Genomic DNA, 15,420 nt, shown 5'->3' on the forward strand with positions numbered 1-15,420 from the left:
CTGGACGGGGCGGTGTCCGATCTGTAATCTGCCAATCAAACGGGGCGAAAACGATCCCGATATTGAGGCAGTAGATATGAATTTCCCCGAGCGGTTTTCGAACCTACCGGAATACGCATTCCCGCGTCTGCGCACCCTGTTGGACCATCATCAACCGGGCGGAGACGTGATTCACATGACCATCGGCGCGCCGATGCATGATTTCCCCGCTTGGGTCACAGACGTCATCACAGAAAACGCGGCCGGGTTTCAGGGCTATCCCCCGAATGAAGGCTCGCCCGAGCTGCGAGGTTCGATCACCGACTGGATCAAGCGCCGCTACCGCGTGACGATGGACCCCGATACCAATGTGATGGCCCTGAACGGCACGCGTGAGGGGCTGTACAATGCGGCGATGGCGCTGTGCCCCGAACAGAAGAACGGACAAGATCCCATCATTCTGTGTCCGAACCCGTTTTATCAGGTCTATATGGTCGCCTCGATCTCGGTCCTGGCGCAGCCCTATTTTGTGTCCGCCACCGCCGCGACCGGCCATTTGCCGGACTATGCCAGCCTGTCTGAGGATGTGCTGAACCGGACGGTTGCCGCCTATATCTGCTCGCCCGCGAACCCGCAGGGGGCTGTCGCCTCGCGCGACTATTGGGCCGAGTTGATCGGGTTGGCCGAGAAATACGATTTCCGCATTTTCGCCGATGAGTGCTATTCCGAGATTTACCGCGATGAGGCCCCAACTGGTGCCCTGACCGTCGCACAAGAGCTGGGCGCTGATCCTGAGCGGGTCCTACTGTTCAACTCTCTGTCGAAACGGTCGAACTTGGCCGGGCTGCGCTCGGGTCTGATTGCGGGCGGGCCGGACAGTATCAAACGGGTCAAACAGCTGCGCAACTATGCGGGTGCGCCATTGCCGCTGCCGCTGCAAGCTGCCGCTGCGCGCGTCTGGGCCGATGAGACGCATGTGGTCGAGAACCGCGCGCTCTATCAGGAAAAATACGCCATCGCGGATGAGATCTTCTCGGGCCTGCAGGGCTATATGCCGCCCGAGGCTGGGTTTTTCCTGTGGCTGCCAGTCGAGAACGGCGAAGAAACCGCATTGAAGCTGTGGCAGGAGACCGGCGTTCGGGTCCTGCCGGGCGCATATCTTTCACAAGGTGATCCGGGGCAAAACCCGGGTGAGCAATTTATCCGGGCCGCTTTGGTGGCTCCAAAAAAAGAGTTGCAGCAGGGGCTGATCAAGCTTCGTGACTGCATCTATTCGTGAGGTACGAGGGCAAAATGGCATCATTGAACGCGCGCAACCGCGATCCATTACTGGACAGCACGACTCAGGCCGCGATTGAGCGGCGCACCAAGGAACTGATCGGGATCGCTCTGATCCTGTTGGGGCTGGCCGCTGCGGCAATGATCTGGTCCTACACACCGGAAGATCCGAACTGGATGGTCTCGACCGACGCGCCGGTGCAGAACTGGATGGGCCGGATCGGTGCCTCGATCGCTGCGCCGTTGTTCATGATCGTTGGCTGGGGCAGCTGGGGGATCGCGCTGGTTCTGATTGGTTGGGGTGTGCGTTTTGCCGGTCATTTCGGCGAAGACCGCGCCGTGGCGCGGCTGATCTTTGCGCCGATCTGGATCGCCATCGTCTCGGTTTACGCCGCCACTCTGGTTCCGGGCGAGGTCTGGCGCGCGACACATAGCTATGGGTTGGGCGGACTGTTTGGCGACACCGTCATGGGGGCTTTGCTGACGCTTCTGCCGATCTCCTCCCATTTCCTGGTCAAGCTGATGTCGCTGGCCATGGCCGTCGGAATGCTGTCGTTGGGTATTTTTGTTCTGGGCTTCACCAAAGCTGATGTCGCGCGTGGAACGCGTGCTTTCCTACTGGGGCTGGTGATGTCCTACGACATGCTGATGAACCTGCTGGGTCGGGGTGCCTCGGCCACGGTACAGTCAGCGCGAGAGCGTCGTGAACAATGGAAAGAGCACCGCGCCGCGCGGATCGAACCCGTTTTCGACGATGAGATCGCGTTTGAAGACCCAATCTTCGAAGACGCCGAGGAAGAACCCGAACCTGCCCCCAAGACCGGCCTGCTGGCCCGGATGCCAGCGCTGATCCGCCGCCCTGAGCCACTGCCAGAGCCTGAATTGGTCGAAGCCATGCCAGTGCAGGGTTTTGATGAAATGCCGGGCGAAGATCGTATCCGCTCGAAGATTTCGGCCGCTGTGCGCAATCGTAAGGTGGCGACCGGTGAGATGGCCCCTGAACATGACCCCAATCTGCCTCTGACCAAGGGCCGCGGGCGTGGGCCGGACCCGCTGATCTTCAATCCCAGAGGGGCGGGTGAACTGCCGCCCGAGCCGCCCATGACCGCTGCTGCCCTGCCGCCCGAGCCTGTTTTGTCGGCTGAGCCGACGTGGCAAGACTCGGCGCATGACTATCAGCCCGAGCCTGATTATGAGCCCGAGGCAGACTACCTGCCTGAGGATGACTACGCCGCGCATGATTTCGACGATGACGCGGTGTTCGAAGATACGGCGACACCTGGACCGGTTGTGCCACAGCGCCCAGCCGTGAAGATCCCGGTTGCCGAGCCGCGCAAGCCTGTTGTTGCCCAACCCGTCCGTCGCACTCCGCCACCGTCCCGTCGGGCGCAGGCCGAGGCGCAGCCGACCCTGTCGTTCGAGGAACGCCATTCCGATTTCGAACTGCCCCCCTTGGGCCTGTTGTCCAACCCGGCCAGCATTCAGCGTCATCATCTGAGTGACGAGGCGCTGGAAGAAAACGCGCGGATGCTGGAGAACGTGCTGGACGACTACGGCGTGAAAGGTGAGATCGTCAGCGTCCGCCCCGGTCCGGTGGTCACCATGTACGAGCTGGAACCCGCGCCGGGCCTGAAGGCCAGCCGGGTGATTGGTCTGGCCGACGATATCGCGCGATCGATGTCGGCGCTGTCGGCACGGGTTTCGACCCTGCCCGGACGCTCGGTCATTGGCATCGAACTACCCAATGAAAACCGCGAGATGGTGGTGCTGCGCGAAATACTCGCCAGCCGTGATTTCGGCGATGGCAACCATGCTCTGCCTCTGGCGCTGGGCAAGGATATCGGGGGCGAGTCCGTTGTGGCCAACCTGGCCAAGATGCCTCACCTGCTGATCGCGGGGACGACCGGCTCGGGTAAGTCGGTGGCGATCAACACCATGATCCTGTCGTTGCTTTACAAACTGAGTCCTGATGAATGCCGCCTGATCATGATCGACCCCAAGATGCTGGAACTGTCGGTTTATGACGGCATTCCGCATCTACTGTCGCCCGTTGTGACCGACCCGAAAAAGGCGGTTGTCGCTCTGAAATGGGTCGTGGGCGAGATGGAGGATCGTTATCGCAAGATGTCCAAAATGGGTGTCCGCAACATTGCGGGCTATAATGGCCGGGTGAAAGACGCGCTGGCTAAAGGCGAGATGTTCAGCCGCACGGTCCAGACCGGCTTTGACGATGAAACCGGCGAACCGACCTTCGAGACCGAAGAGTTCGCGCCTGAGGCGATGCCCTATATCGTCGTCATCGTCGACGAGATGGCCGACCTGATGATGGTCGCAGGCAAGGAGATCGAAGCCTGCATTCAGCGTCTGGCGCAAATGGCGCGGGCTTCGGGTATCCACCTGATCATGGCCACGCAGCGCCCCTCGGTCGACGTGATTACCGGTACAATTAAGGCGAACTTCCCGACCCGGATTTCGTTCCAGGTGACCTCGAAGGTCGATAGTCGCACCATCCTGGGTGAGATGGGCGCCGAGCAGCTACTGGGACAGGGTGACATGCTCTATATGGCGGGTGGCGCCAAGATTACCCGTTGCCACGGCCCGTTTGTCTCGGACGAAGAGGTCGAAGAAATCGTCAACCACCTGAAGCAATTCGGTCCGCCCGATTACATGAGCGGTGTGGTCGATGGCCCGGCTGAGGAAAAAGCCGACAATATCGACGCCGTTCTGGGCCTGAACACCGGTGGCAACACAAATGGCGAAGATGCGCTGTATGATCAGGCGGTGGCGATTGTGATCAAGGATCGCAAATGCTCGACCTCTTACATCCAGCGGAAACTTGCCATCGGCTACAACAAGGCCGCCCGTCTGGTCGAACAGATGGAGGACGAAGGCGTTGTTTCGGCGGCAAATCACGTCGGTAAGCGGGAAATCCTCGTCCCCGAGCAGTAGGATATTTAATAACAAGGGCAGAAGCCTTATCTGAGTCGTATGAAACAGATTGCTTTTGCCCTTGCTTTGACACTGGCCGCGCCTGCCGCATGGGCGGCGGACAAGCTGCCGCTGTCGGAGATCTCCAATTATCTGAACAAGATGAAAACGGTTCAGACCAGCTTTACCCAAGTAAACGATGATGGCTCGCTCAGTACCGGCAAGCTATGGATTCAACGACCCGGTAAGATGCGGTTCGAATATGATCCGCCCGACAGTGCTGTTGTTCTTGCGCGTTCGGGGAGTGTTCAGATCTTTGATCCGAAATCCAACCAGCCACCTGAACAATACCCGCTGAAACGGACGCCTCTGTCACTTGTGCTGGCTCGGAACGTAAATCTGGGGCAGGCCAATATGGTCGTTGGTCACGACTTTGACGGCACCGCAACCGTTGTGACGGCACAAGACCCTAAAAACCCTGAGTCGGGGCGAATTGAGCTGATGTTTACGGACAACCCCGTCGAGCTGCGGAAATGGGTGATCCACGACAACGCAGGCACTCAAACCACGGTTCTTCTGGGGGAACTGACCGAGGGCGGACGCCTCGATCAGAGCTTGTTCTCGAACAGCAAACGGGTCGGGTCTAGCGACCGCTGACCCGCCCAAGTCAGTAGCGGCAGCTGGCCAGCTGAGCTTGATACAGGTTGGCCCGTGCATCGACATCGCTGGCCACATTCAATAGCCAGGATTTCTGGTTGTAGCTGCCGCGCGCATAGCCTGTATGACCTTCGTGATAGGCCAGATACTGGTTGCGCGTGTCGCCCAGGTTGATGCCGTTCCGCTCGTAGGTTTTGTTCATGTACCAGCCGATGAAATCGGACGCGTCGCGAATTCGGTCCCGCTTGGCGCGGCGTTTTCCGGTTTCACGCTGGTATTCTTCCCACGTGCCGTCCAGAGCCTGGCTGTAGCCAAAGGCGCTGCTCTGCCGACCCATCGGGATCACGCCCAGCACATAGCGGTGCGGGGTGCGCGCATCATGACGATAGCGGCTTTCCTGATAGATCGTCGCCATCTGAACGTGAACGGGGACACCCCATTTCCGCTCGGTTTTTTTGAAGGCTTTGATGTAGTCAGGTTTCTCGCGCGCAATGCTGCACGCGTCATTTAGTCTGCTGGGTGGCTGTTTAGACCCGCCACCACAGGATGCCAAAAGCAGCACCCCTAGGAGTACGAATAGAATTCTGCTCATGTGCCTCGTGCCTTTTTTCTGGCATTCTAGCGCAGATTGAGCGCTGAGGAAATCACAATCGTTACAGAACGATAGCCAAAACACCCGGTAACGCGGCGACAGACAGCACCGTTGAGACCATAACCATGCCTGCTACGGCGTCTGCGTCGGCCTCAAACCGCTCGGCCAGCAGGTATGACGTGACAGCGACCGGGGTACACATTTGCAAGACCAGAACACCGAATGCGATGGTTTCAAGCCCGAAGAGGATGGCAACGCCCCAACCAAGGGCGAAGCAGACCACCAGCTTGAGAAGCGACAGCCAAATGGCCTGGTGAAGACTGCGAGAGGTTAGTCGCGCGATTGCCACACCAACGGTTACAAGCATCATCGGAACAGCCATTTGCCCCAGCAAATCCAAGGTGTTGGTTAGGAACAGAGGTGTTTCCCAGTCTTGCCACAAGAACAGCGCCCCCAGCAGCGTGGCCCAGACCATGGGCTGACGGATGACCTGTCCAAAAGCGCCTTTGCCCGCGACCAGATAGATCCCGTAGGTAAAGGAAAACAGCGCGGTCACGGCCAGAAAGATCACGGCATATCCCAAACCGGCCTGACCAAATGCAAAGATGCATAGGGGAAGGCCCAAATTGCCGGTGTTTCCGAAGATCAACGGCGAAAGGTAGGTGCGTTGCTCAAGCTTTAGCACGTTTACTATGACCCAGAACACGACCGCGAGAACCAGATTGGCCGCAATGGTGGCCAGAGTGAACCGTGACAGGTCACCACCCGGAATTTCGGTCTGCATCAAGGCCACGAAAATCAGACTGGGGACTGCCAGCGTCATCGCAAAACGCGTCACAAATTGTAGGCGGTACTCAAAGCCAAGCTTGACCCAGACAAAGCCCATTGCTGACAAAAGGAACACTGGTGCCGCAATTTCGAACACTGTCAGTATGAGGTTCACAGACTGTTTCCCTTAATTTCACATCAATGATTGGCTTTTCTGCCCGGAAAGAGGTAGTAACTGCTTTGGGGGCTGAAACAATGCTAAAGACACATGCCAAGTACGGCCTGGGACAAATTGTGCGACATAAGAAACATCCCTTCCGAGGGGTGATTTTTGACGTGGATCCAGAGTTTTCGAATACCGAGGAATGGTACGAAGCCATCCCCGAAGACAGTCGGCCGATCAAAGATCAGCCGTTCTATCACCTGTTGGCTGAGAACGACCAATCCTTCTATGTGGCTTATGTTTCAGAACAAAATCTGATTGAGGACCGATCGGGTGAGCCGGTTGAGCATCCTGACATCCCCAACATGTTCGGCCCTTTCGAGGATGGGTCATACCCGCTGCACTTCCATCTGAACTGAGCGGGGCGACGCGTCGGCGCGTTTATCAATATCCCAACGCGCAACCGTCCTTTCTGGGGTCACTGGCCCCCTCCAAAACACCGTCTTCACGGATTCGTATGGCCTGTGCGCCACCCAGTGGAGTTTCTGGTGTTTCCACAGTGTGACCCAATTCGCTTAATTGTTGAGCTACCGCTTCGGGGAACCCGCGCTCGAGCTTCAGGATGCCTCCGTCGGCGAAGGCGCGGGGGGCGTTGATGGCCTCTTGTAGGTCAAAGCCGAAATCCATCAGGTTTGACACGAACCGCGCATGTCCTGTGGGTTGATACGCCCCGCCCATAACACCGAAGGGCATCATCACGCGGTTGTTCTCGGCCAGCATGCCGGGAATGATCGTGTGCATCGGGCGTTTGCCGCCACCCAGCTCATTTGGGTGCCCGGCTTGCAGGGTGAAGCCTGCGCCGCGGTTTTGCAGCAAGATGCCGTATTTCTCGGATGCGATACCCGAGCCGAAACTGTGGAAGATCGAATAGATCAACGACACGGCCATCTGATCGCGGTCGACGACTGTAATGTAGACGGTGTCCTTGTGGATCGCTTCGGTCAGCGGGGCGGCAGCGGGCATGGCCTGTTTCGGATCAATCAAAGCCGCGAGGGATGTGGCGATGTCTTTGTCCAAAAACTGCTCGGCCCGCGCCATATGATCGGGATCTGCGATGAAGCGGTTGCGTGCGTCATAGGCCAGTTTCGTAGCTTCGGCCTCGATGTGGACCCGTTCCGCGCCCAATGGGTTCATGCTGGCAAGTTCAAAATGCTTGAGGATATTCAGTAGCAAAATCGCCGTTGCGCCTTGGCCGTTGGGGGGATGCTCGACCAGATCAACGCCCTGATAGGTGCCGCGCATCGGATCGGAGGGGGTGCATTGGGTCGATTGGAAATCCTCGGTGGTGTGGAGGCCCCCCAAGGCGGAAAGGGCGGCGATCATATCCTCCGCGATTTCACCAGAATAGAAGGCATCCCGGCCATCCTTTGCCACCCGTCGTAGAACCTCGGCCTGTTTTGGCGCTCGAAAGACCTGACCTGTCTTGGGTACTTGCCCCTGTATCAAATAGTGATCCCGCGCGGCCCCTTGGAGGGTCGGCTCGCCGTTCTGCCAGTCGAAGGAAACGCGTGGAGCAACCGGCACACCCTGTTCCGCATAGTGAATGGCCGGTTGCAGTATTGCATCCAGCCCCAGTCGGCCTTCGGTTTGACTGAGATGGCAGAACGCATCGACCGCGCCCGGAATTGTAACCGCGTCTGGGCTGGTCAGAGGCACCGAAGTCAAGCCCCGATCCCGTAGTGCGCTGGCTTGCGCAGCAGCAGGAGCCCGGCCCGAGCCATTCAAAGCGCGAATCTGCTGTTCCCCCGCACGGTTGTAGAGGACAAAGCAATCGCCGCCCAAACCGGTCATCTGCGGCTCGCAAATTCCCAGCAAGACCGCCCCGGCAATGGCTGCATCCATGGCATTGCCGCCGCGTTCCAGAATGTCGACGGCGGTTTTCGCTGCAAGAGGGTGCGAAGTCGCACACATCCCGTTTGTGGCCAGAACTTCGGACCGGCCCGGCTTGTGTAAATCCCGCATCATCATCCCCTTACTTTGAACACCGGGAAACTATCGCGCTGGGAATGATTGTCCAGTTCTTCAATGAGGGGAGGGAGGTTCCTCGGCGCCGTTCACTGGGTGGGGGCTGTGACACTTGGCGCCGAGGGAAGCTATCTGAGCTACGGTGATAGGTTTGGCAGTCGTTTGGGGCGGCGTAATGGTTCGAAAAAGGCCTTATTGTGGCCATTTCGCGTCAAATACTCTGGTTCATTCGGGTATTGGGACGTCAAACCGTAGCGACAACAGATTGCAACCATCACGACGCTCATACCGAATCTCGCTTGTCAGTTCGTGAATCAGATACCAACCAAAACCCCCTTCTGGCAGGTTCTGCAGGCTGGTCTCAACCGAGGCCGGGGTCCCATCCGGAGGTTTGCAGCCGGGCAGCGGACGCCCCGTATCCGATATCAGAATGTCCAGTTGGTTGTGCTCCAACCGGCAACAGACCTGCACTTTGGCGGGTTCGATGCCAGAATAGGCATGCTCGACGACGTTGTTGATCGCTTCCGCCAAGGCAATCTTCACGTCATCCGCTTTTTCGACAGGCAAGCCGTGTCGGGCCAGGTCTGCGCTTAATTCCGCAATGCCAGTGCTGGCTTCCGCTTCAATCGCCGGAAAGCTCAACTGCAGGCAGGTTTGATCACTGGACAGCGGTACACACATCTACGTTGGCCGCATTACTCTGCTTGCGCCGACAGCGCGTCGTCGAGGGAATCGAACAACCTGAAAACGGTATCCATTCGCGTCAGGCGAAACACTTTTTCGACCACGGGTTGCAACCCGGCCAGATCCAGGCGGCGTTCGCTTCCGATTTGTTTCATCGAGGCGACAATGGCCCCCAATCCGCTTGAATCAATGAATTCCACGCCTGCCAGATCCAGAACGAAGCGCGTTGCGTCGGTTTCTGTTTCGCGGCGCATGTCTTCCTTGAACTGGATCGCGATGGCCGCATCTATCCGTTCCGAATGAACGGTGATGATCTGTGCCCCTTCGTTAGTTGTGCTGGTCAGCCCCATGATTGACCGCCCTTTTCAGCTGAAATTGCGTCGTAGAAATACGCTAGACGGCAAATCTTACCATTCGGTATTCAAGTCCCGGCAAGAGGAGGGATTTCCGATGAAAGACGTTGTGATCGCAGGCGCGGCCCGTACACCTATGGGAGGGTTCCAGGGCATGTTCGAGGGTGTTCCCGCTGCCGAACTTGGCGGAACCGCGATTCGCGCCGCCTTGCAGCAGGCGGGCGCGGAAACTGTCGACGAAGTCCTGATGGGCTGTGTGCTTCCGGCGGGGCAAGGGCAGGCTCCGGCGCGTCAAGCGGGGTTTGCCGCCGGGTTGGGCGAAGAGGTGCCCGCCACGACCCTCAACAAGATGTGCGGTTCGGGTATGAAGGCCGCCATGATCGCGTTTGATCAGATCGCATTGGGCCACACGGATACCATGATCGCGGGCGGGATGGAGAGTATGACGAACGCGCCCTACATGCTGCCCAAGATGCGCGGTGGTGCGCGGATTGGGCACGGGCAGGTTGTGGACCACATGTTTCTGGACGGGCTTGAAGATGCCTATGACAAAGGCCGTCTGATGGGAACTTTCGCAGAAGACTGCGCCGAGACCTATCAGTTCACCCGTGAGGCGCAGGATGACTACGCGCTGCGATCCCTCTCGAACGCGCTGGCCGCGCAGGACAGTGGCGCATTTGATGGGGAAATCGCAGCGGTTACGGTGCAAACCCGCAAGGGGGCGTTGGTGCTCGAGGCGGATGAGCAACCCAAATCCGCCCGACCCGAGAAAATCCCGACACTGAAACCAGCCTTCCGTCAGGATGGCACGGTGACGGCGGCAAACTCCTCTTCCATTTCCGACGGAGCGGCGGCTCTCGTTCTGGCCTCGGCAGACGCTGCCAAAGCACAAGGACTGACCGTCCGTGCACGCGTTTTGGGCCACGCCAGCTATGCGCAGGCCCCGGGCCTGTTCACAACCGCTCCGGTTCCTGCAGCGCAAAAGCTGTTGGAGCGTCTGGGCTGGACCAAAGAGGATGTGGACCTGTGGGAGGTGAACGAGGCCTTCGCCGTGGTCCCGATGGCTTTCATGCACGAAATGGGCCTGCCGCGCGACAAGGTCAACGTCAATGGCGGAGCCTGCGCCCTGGGCCACCCAATCGGCGCATCGGGTGCCCGGATCATGGTCACCCTTTTGAACGCTCTGGAAAAACGCGGCCTGAAACGCGGTATTGCCGCCATCTGCATCGGAGGCGGAGAGGGCACAGCAATCGCCATCGAACGCATTTGACCCTTCATCTTTTTGCAAATACTCCGGGGGTGAGTTGAGCCTTTGGCTCAAGAGGGGGCAGCGCCCCCCTGACCCGAAACGAAGAAGTGCCAACATGACCGTCGACTATGATACCCTCGCCAAAACCATCGCCTCACTAACCGAAGGCGAAACCGATCAGGTCTCCCTGATGGCGACCATCGCGTGCGAGGTGCATCACGCCGATAATCGCTTTGACTGGACGGGGTTCTATCGCGTCACCGAACCGGGCTTGCTGAAAATCGGCCCGTATCAAGGCGGTCACGGGTGTCTGGTCATCCCGTTCGAGCGCGGCGTATGCGGCGCAGCCGCGCGCACGGGTGAGGTGCAGCTGGTTCCGGATGTGGATGCCTTTCCGGGTCATATCGCCTGCGCATCTTCCACAAGGTCAGAGCTTGTTTTGCCCGTGCGCGATGCCTCGGGCGCCGTTATTGCCGTGTTTGACATCGACAGCGACCAGCCGGATGCTTTCACGGATGTTGACGCGTCCGAACTGACCAAAATTCTTCAGAACGTGTTCTCTGCCTAAACCTCTGTTATGTTTGGTTTTGGTCGCTGACTTACGACCTGTCGTGAAAAAACGCTTTGAAATTTCACGGAACTGAGGCATCGTGAAAAACGTAACAGGAATTTCACGAGAATCGGAGTCTGGCTTTGAACACGCAAACCCCTCAGCGCGCGACGCTCGGAGCGGACTTGCGGGCCTTGCGCAAGGCAAGAGGTTTGACGCTGACTGAAATCGCCGACCGCCTGAACCGCTCGGTCGGCTGGCTGAGTCAGGTCGAGCGGGACATGTCCGACCCTTCAATCTCGGACCTGCGTCAGATCGCGGAATGCCTGGGCGTTCCCATGTCGATGCTGTTTTCGCATTCCGCAGCCCCGGTCGAGGAGCAGGGCTATGTGGTCCGCGCCGTGTCACGACGCCCGATGGGTTCAGGCGAGGAAGGCTTGATCGAGGAACTTCTGTCGCCAGACCTGACCGATGATTTCGAGATGGTGCATTCCACCTTTGAGCCCCGATCCAAAATGCAAAAACCCGCGGACCGACCAACGCAGGAGGTCGGCTATATCATCTCGGGTCAACTGGACCTGACGATCGGCGTGCGGCACTTCACGGTCGGGCCGGGCGACAGTTTCCGCATCAAGCACGAACCCTATCAATGGGCAAACCCCTATGATGAGCCCGCCGTGGCCATCTGGGTCATTGCACCACCGGTATACTGATGAGCTTTGAGGCCTGGACCGTATTCGCGCTGTTCTGGGTGGTGTTCGTCACCACTCCGGGCCCGAATGCGGTCAATTGTATCTCAAACGGTATGAGCTTACCCTTCCCGAAGGCGATGCTTGGGGTGCTTGCGATCCTGACACAGGCGAGCGCGTTTTTGATCTTGTCGGCATTGGGTATAACGGCCCTGATCGCAGCCTCACCTACCGCCTTCTTCATCGCTAAACTGGTCGGGGCTGGGTTTCTGATCTGGGTTGGTATTCGCGGATGGATCAACGCGAAACGACCGGCGCCTGCCACGGAACGCCCCGCGCGGCATGTCTATCTGCATGCGCTGGCGGTGGCAACGATCAACCCGAAAAGCGTTGCTGGTTATCTGGCGGCCTTTTCGCAATTCGTGCAGCCCGACGTGCCGATCTGGCAGCAGATGGGGGTGATCATGCCAACCGCTCTGATCATCACGACGCTCAGCTATACCGGCTTTACCCTGCTGGGCGCGCTGATGGGCAAGGCGGCATTGGGGGCTGTGTTCAATATCTGGGTCCGCCGGATCATGGCGACCTGTTTCATCATCTATGGCGTGTTGCTGGGTGCCAGCTCTGCGCCCGCAGCAAGGGGGTAGCTATATGCAGACGGGATCCTGCCTTTGCGGCAAAGTTGCGTTTACGATTGACGGAGACCTCTCGCCGCCCTCTGCCTGCCATTGCGGTCAGTGCCGCAAACAATCGGGTCATGTCTGGTCATCGACATGGACGCATCAGGACAACCTGAGCTTCACCGCCAGTGACACGCTGCGTTGGTTCCGAGCCTCAGAGACCGCTCGGCGTGGGTTCTGCAGCGAGTGCGGCTCATTCCTGTTCTGGCAGCACAATGAAGAAGACACGATTTCGATCTCGATGGGGGCGCTCAGCGAACCAACGGGACTGAAACTCTCAAAGCACATCTTTGTCGCGGACAAGGGTGACTACTACGACATCTCAGACGATCTGCCCCAGCGGGCACAGTAACAGAGGATCAAAACACATGAGTGATTTTCCAACCAAGGCCCGTGTGGTCATCATCGGTGGCGGCGTTGTCGGCTGCTCGTCCCTGTATCATCTGGCGAAAAAGGGCTGGACGGACTGCGTTCTGCTGGAAAAGAACGAACTGACTGCGGGGTCTACATGGCACGCGGCGGGTAACGTGCCGACCTTCTCGACTTCGTGGGCGATCATGAACATGCAGCGCTATTCGACCGAGCTGTATTCGCGTCTGGCCGAAGAAGTCGACTATCCGATGAACTACCACGTTTCGGGGTCTATCCGTTTGGCGCACAGTAAAGAGCGCATGCAGGAATTCGAACGCGCGATGTCGATGGGTCTGTACCAGGGCATCCCGATGGAGATGTGGACCCCAGAGCAGGCGAAAGAGCGCTACCCGTTCCTGGAAACCCACGACCTTGAAGGCGTGCTGTACGACCCGACCGATGGCGACATCGATCCGGCGCAGCTGACACAAGCCTTCGCCAAAGGCGCGCGTGATCTGGGCCAAAAAATCATCCGCTTCTGCCCGGCCACCGATGTAACGCAACACGATGACGGCACTTGGACCGTTCACACCGAAAAGGGCGACATTGCCTGTGACTATGTCGTCAACGCAGCCGGATATTACGCGCAGCGTGTGGGTAAGATGTTCAAACCCTATGGCGGCCGCATGGTGCCCGCGATGGTCATGAGCCACCAGTACCTGCTGACCGATGAAGTCCCCGAGGTTGAGGCATGGTCGAAGGAGAACGGTGGCAAACTGCCTCTGCTGCGCGACGTGGATATCTCATACTACCTGCGTCAGGAAAAGAACGGCTTCAACCTTGGCCCCTATGAGCCCAACTGCAAGGGCGAGTGGATGACCGAAGACGATCCGATGCCCGAGGATTTCAGCTTCCAGCTTTGGAACGACGATCTGGACCGGATTGAGGACATCATCACCGACGCGATGGAACGGGTTCCGCTGATGGCAACCTCGGGGGTTGGTCGCGTGATCAACGGCCCGATCCCTTACGCGCCGGACGGTCTGCCGATGATCGGCCCGATGCCCGGTGTGAAGAACGCGTTTGAAGCGCACAGCTTTACCTTCGGCATCGCGCAAGGCGGTGGTGCAGGCAAAGTGCTGGCCGAATGGATCGTTGATGGCCACACCGAGTGGGATATGTGGGCCGTCGATCCGCGACGCTACACCGACTACACCGATCAGGACTACTGCAACCAGAAGGGCATGGAGGTCTACGGCAACGAATACGCCATGCACTTCCCGCACCATGAATGGCCTGCTGCGCGCGACAAGAAACTGTCGCCAGTCCATGCCAAGGTCAAGGAACTGGGCGGCGTCATGGGCGCTTATAACGGCTGGGAACGCGCAAACTGGTTTGCCAAGCCGGGCGACGACACCTCGCTTGAGGCCACGCATACATGGGGTCGCTCGGGCCCGTGGGAGCAGCGCATCAAGGAAGAGTGCGAAGCTGTCCGCGACAATTGCGGCGTGCTGGACCTGCCGGGCTTCTCGCGTTTCATGGTCAAAGGTGAAGGTGCTGCCGAAACTCTGCGCGGCCTGATCACCGGTGGTCTGCCCAAGATTGGCCGCATCAACCTCGTCTACATTTCGGACGACCGTGGCCGTATCCTGACCGAGATGTCCTGTATCCGACTAGGCGAGGATGAGTTCGTGATGATCACGGCCGCTACCGCGCAGTGGCACGACCGCGACATCCTGATGTCAGCAATGCCAGAAAGTGTTTCGGTCGAGGACGTCACTACCACTCGTGACACGCTGATAGTGACCGGCCCGAAATCGCGCGAGATTCTCTCGGGCCTCAGCAATGCGGATCTGTCCACCGGCTGGCTGACGCATCAATCCGCGACCGTGGCGGGCAAACCGGCCTTCCTGATCCGCGTCTCCTTCGCCGGAGAGCTGGGGTGGGAGGTTCACGCCCTCAACGAAGACATGCCGGCGATCTACGAAGCGATCCTCGACGCGGGTGCGACCCCGTTCGGCATGTACGCCCTGAACTCGCTGCGTATCGAGAAAGGCTACCGTGCGTGGAAGGGCGATCTGTCGACCGACTACTCGCTGCTGGAAGGCGGGCTGGAGCGGTTCGTCAAACTGGATAAACCGCAGAACTTCCCCGGCAAGTCCGCAATCCTGAACGAAAAGCAACAGGGTGTGAAGAAATCCTTTGTCACGCTGACAGTGGACGCAGGCGATTGCGACGCGCCTTACATGTCTTGCATCTGGCAGGGCGATCAGATCGTGGGCGAGACGACCTCGGGCGCATGGGGCTATCGTGTTGGCAAGTCTATCGCGCTGGGCATGGTCAAGACCGAGGTCGCAAACCCGGGCACAGAGCTTGAGGTTGAGATCTACGGCCAGAAGTACCGGGCTGTGGTGCAGGAAGACCAGCCGCTCTGGGATCCCGCCAACGAGCGTCTGCGCGCCTGATCCCTTTGG

15 protein-coding genes are annotated in these 15,420 nt (G+C 58.8%); 10 read left to right on the forward strand and 5 right to left on the reverse strand.

The window, feature by feature from the left end; genetic code table 11:
- Nucleotides 1–76 precede the first annotated feature (76 nt).
- Genes ACR0IP_RS12055 through ACR0IP_RS12065 form a run of 3 tightly spaced genes read left to right on the forward strand, consistent with a single transcriptional unit; the run spans nucleotide 77 to nucleotide 4,842 of the window.
- Complete coding sequence (locus ACR0IP_RS12055; protein ID WP_480525748.1) at nucleotides 77–1,258, forward strand: aminotransferase class I/II-fold pyridoxal phosphate-dependent enzyme; 1,182 nt, start codon at nucleotides 77–79, stop codon at nucleotides 1,256–1,258.
- Nucleotides 1,259–1,272: 14 nt separating this feature from the next.
- A complete protein-coding gene (locus tag ACR0IP_RS12060) occupies nucleotides 1,273–4,206 on the forward strand; it encodes a DNA translocase FtsK (protein WP_480525749.1) in 2,934 nt (977 codons plus the stop codon).
- Between the two features lie 39 nt (nucleotides 4,207–4,245).
- Complete coding sequence (locus ACR0IP_RS12065; RefSeq protein WP_170666088.1) at nucleotides 4,246–4,842, forward strand: outer membrane lipoprotein carrier protein LolA; 597 nt, start codon at nucleotides 4,246–4,248, stop codon at nucleotides 4,840–4,842.
- A 10-nt stretch (nucleotides 4,843–4,852) separates the two neighbouring features.
- Here the strand turns inward: ACR0IP_RS12065 and ACR0IP_RS12070 are convergent, their stop codons facing one another.
- Nucleotides 4,853–5,434 carry a transglycosylase SLT domain-containing protein gene (locus ACR0IP_RS12070; protein ID WP_170375559.1) on the reverse strand — a complete coding sequence of 194 codons (582 nt, stop codon included), beginning with the start codon at nucleotides 5,432–5,434 and terminating at the stop codon, nucleotides 4,853–4,855.
- Nucleotides 5,435–5,495: 61 nt separating this feature from the next.
- Nucleotides 5,496–6,377 (reverse strand): AEC family transporter, encoded by an 882-nt coding sequence (locus ACR0IP_RS12075; RefSeq protein WP_480525752.1) that lies wholly within the window; start codon nucleotides 6,375–6,377, stop codon nucleotides 5,496–5,498.
- An 80-nt stretch (nucleotides 6,378–6,457) separates the two neighbouring features.
- Between ACR0IP_RS12075 and hspQ the strand changes: the two genes are divergently transcribed.
- The gene (gene hspQ, locus ACR0IP_RS12080) at nucleotides 6,458–6,784 is read left to right on the forward strand and encodes a heat shock protein HspQ (RefSeq protein ID WP_170690673.1); all 327 of its coding nucleotides are present in this window, start codon (nucleotides 6,458–6,460) and stop codon (nucleotides 6,782–6,784) included.
- A 25-nt stretch (nucleotides 6,785–6,809) separates the two neighbouring features.
- Here the strand turns inward: hspQ and ggt are convergent, their stop codons facing one another.
- The 3 genes from ggt to ACR0IP_RS12095 form a co-directional block, all read right to left on the reverse strand.
- The gene (ggt, locus tag ACR0IP_RS12085) at nucleotides 6,810–8,387 is read right to left on the reverse strand and encodes a gamma-glutamyltransferase (protein ID WP_480525754.1); all 1,578 of its coding nucleotides are present in this window, start codon (nucleotides 8,385–8,387) and stop codon (nucleotides 6,810–6,812) included.
- Nucleotides 8,388–8,615: 228 nt separating this feature from the next.
- Complete coding sequence (locus ACR0IP_RS12090) at nucleotides 8,616–9,071, reverse strand: ATP-binding protein (RefSeq protein WP_170690669.1); 456 nt, start codon at nucleotides 9,069–9,071, stop codon at nucleotides 8,616–8,618.
- Nucleotides 9,072–9,085: 14 nt separating this feature from the next.
- The gene (locus ACR0IP_RS12095) at nucleotides 9,086–9,424 is read right to left on the reverse strand and encodes an STAS domain-containing protein (protein ID WP_170375551.1); all 339 of its coding nucleotides are present in this window, start codon (nucleotides 9,422–9,424) and stop codon (nucleotides 9,086–9,088) included.
- A 100-nt stretch (nucleotides 9,425–9,524) separates the two neighbouring features.
- Between ACR0IP_RS12095 and ACR0IP_RS12100 the strand changes: the two genes are divergently transcribed.
- The 6 genes from ACR0IP_RS12100 to ACR0IP_RS12125 all read left to right on the forward strand — a co-directional run bounded on the left by ACR0IP_RS12100 (nucleotide 9,525) and on the right by ACR0IP_RS12125 (nucleotide 15,411).
- A complete protein-coding gene (locus tag ACR0IP_RS12100) occupies nucleotides 9,525–10,697 on the forward strand; it encodes a thiolase family protein (protein ID WP_480525756.1) in 1,173 nt (390 codons plus the stop codon).
- Nucleotides 10,698–10,791: 94 nt separating this feature from the next.
- Nucleotides 10,792–11,244, forward strand: coding sequence for a GAF domain-containing protein (locus ACR0IP_RS12105; protein ID WP_170471370.1), 453 nt, complete (start codon nucleotides 10,792–10,794; stop codon nucleotides 11,242–11,244).
- Nucleotides 11,245–11,369: 125 nt separating this feature from the next.
- A complete protein-coding gene (locus ACR0IP_RS12110) occupies nucleotides 11,370–11,939 on the forward strand; it encodes an XRE family transcriptional regulator (protein WP_170690663.1) in 570 nt (189 codons plus the stop codon).
- Entirely contained in the window at nucleotides 11,939–12,562 is a 624-nt protein-coding gene (locus ACR0IP_RS12115) for a LysE family transporter (RefSeq protein ID WP_170690661.1), read from the forward strand. The genes ACR0IP_RS12110 and ACR0IP_RS12115 overlap by 1 nt, the downstream gene beginning before the upstream one ends.
- Before the next feature lie 4 nt (nucleotides 12,563–12,566).
- Entirely contained in the window at nucleotides 12,567–12,947 is a 381-nt protein-coding gene (locus ACR0IP_RS12120) for a GFA family protein (RefSeq protein WP_170375541.1), read from the forward strand.
- A 16-nt stretch (nucleotides 12,948–12,963) separates the two neighbouring features.
- Entirely contained in the window at nucleotides 12,964–15,411 is a 2,448-nt protein-coding gene (locus tag ACR0IP_RS12125) for a GcvT family protein (protein ID WP_170690660.1), read from the forward strand.
- The last annotated feature ends 9 nt before the right edge of the window (nucleotides 15,412–15,420 follow it).

The organism is Ruegeria sp. AL11, assembly GCF_056540865.1.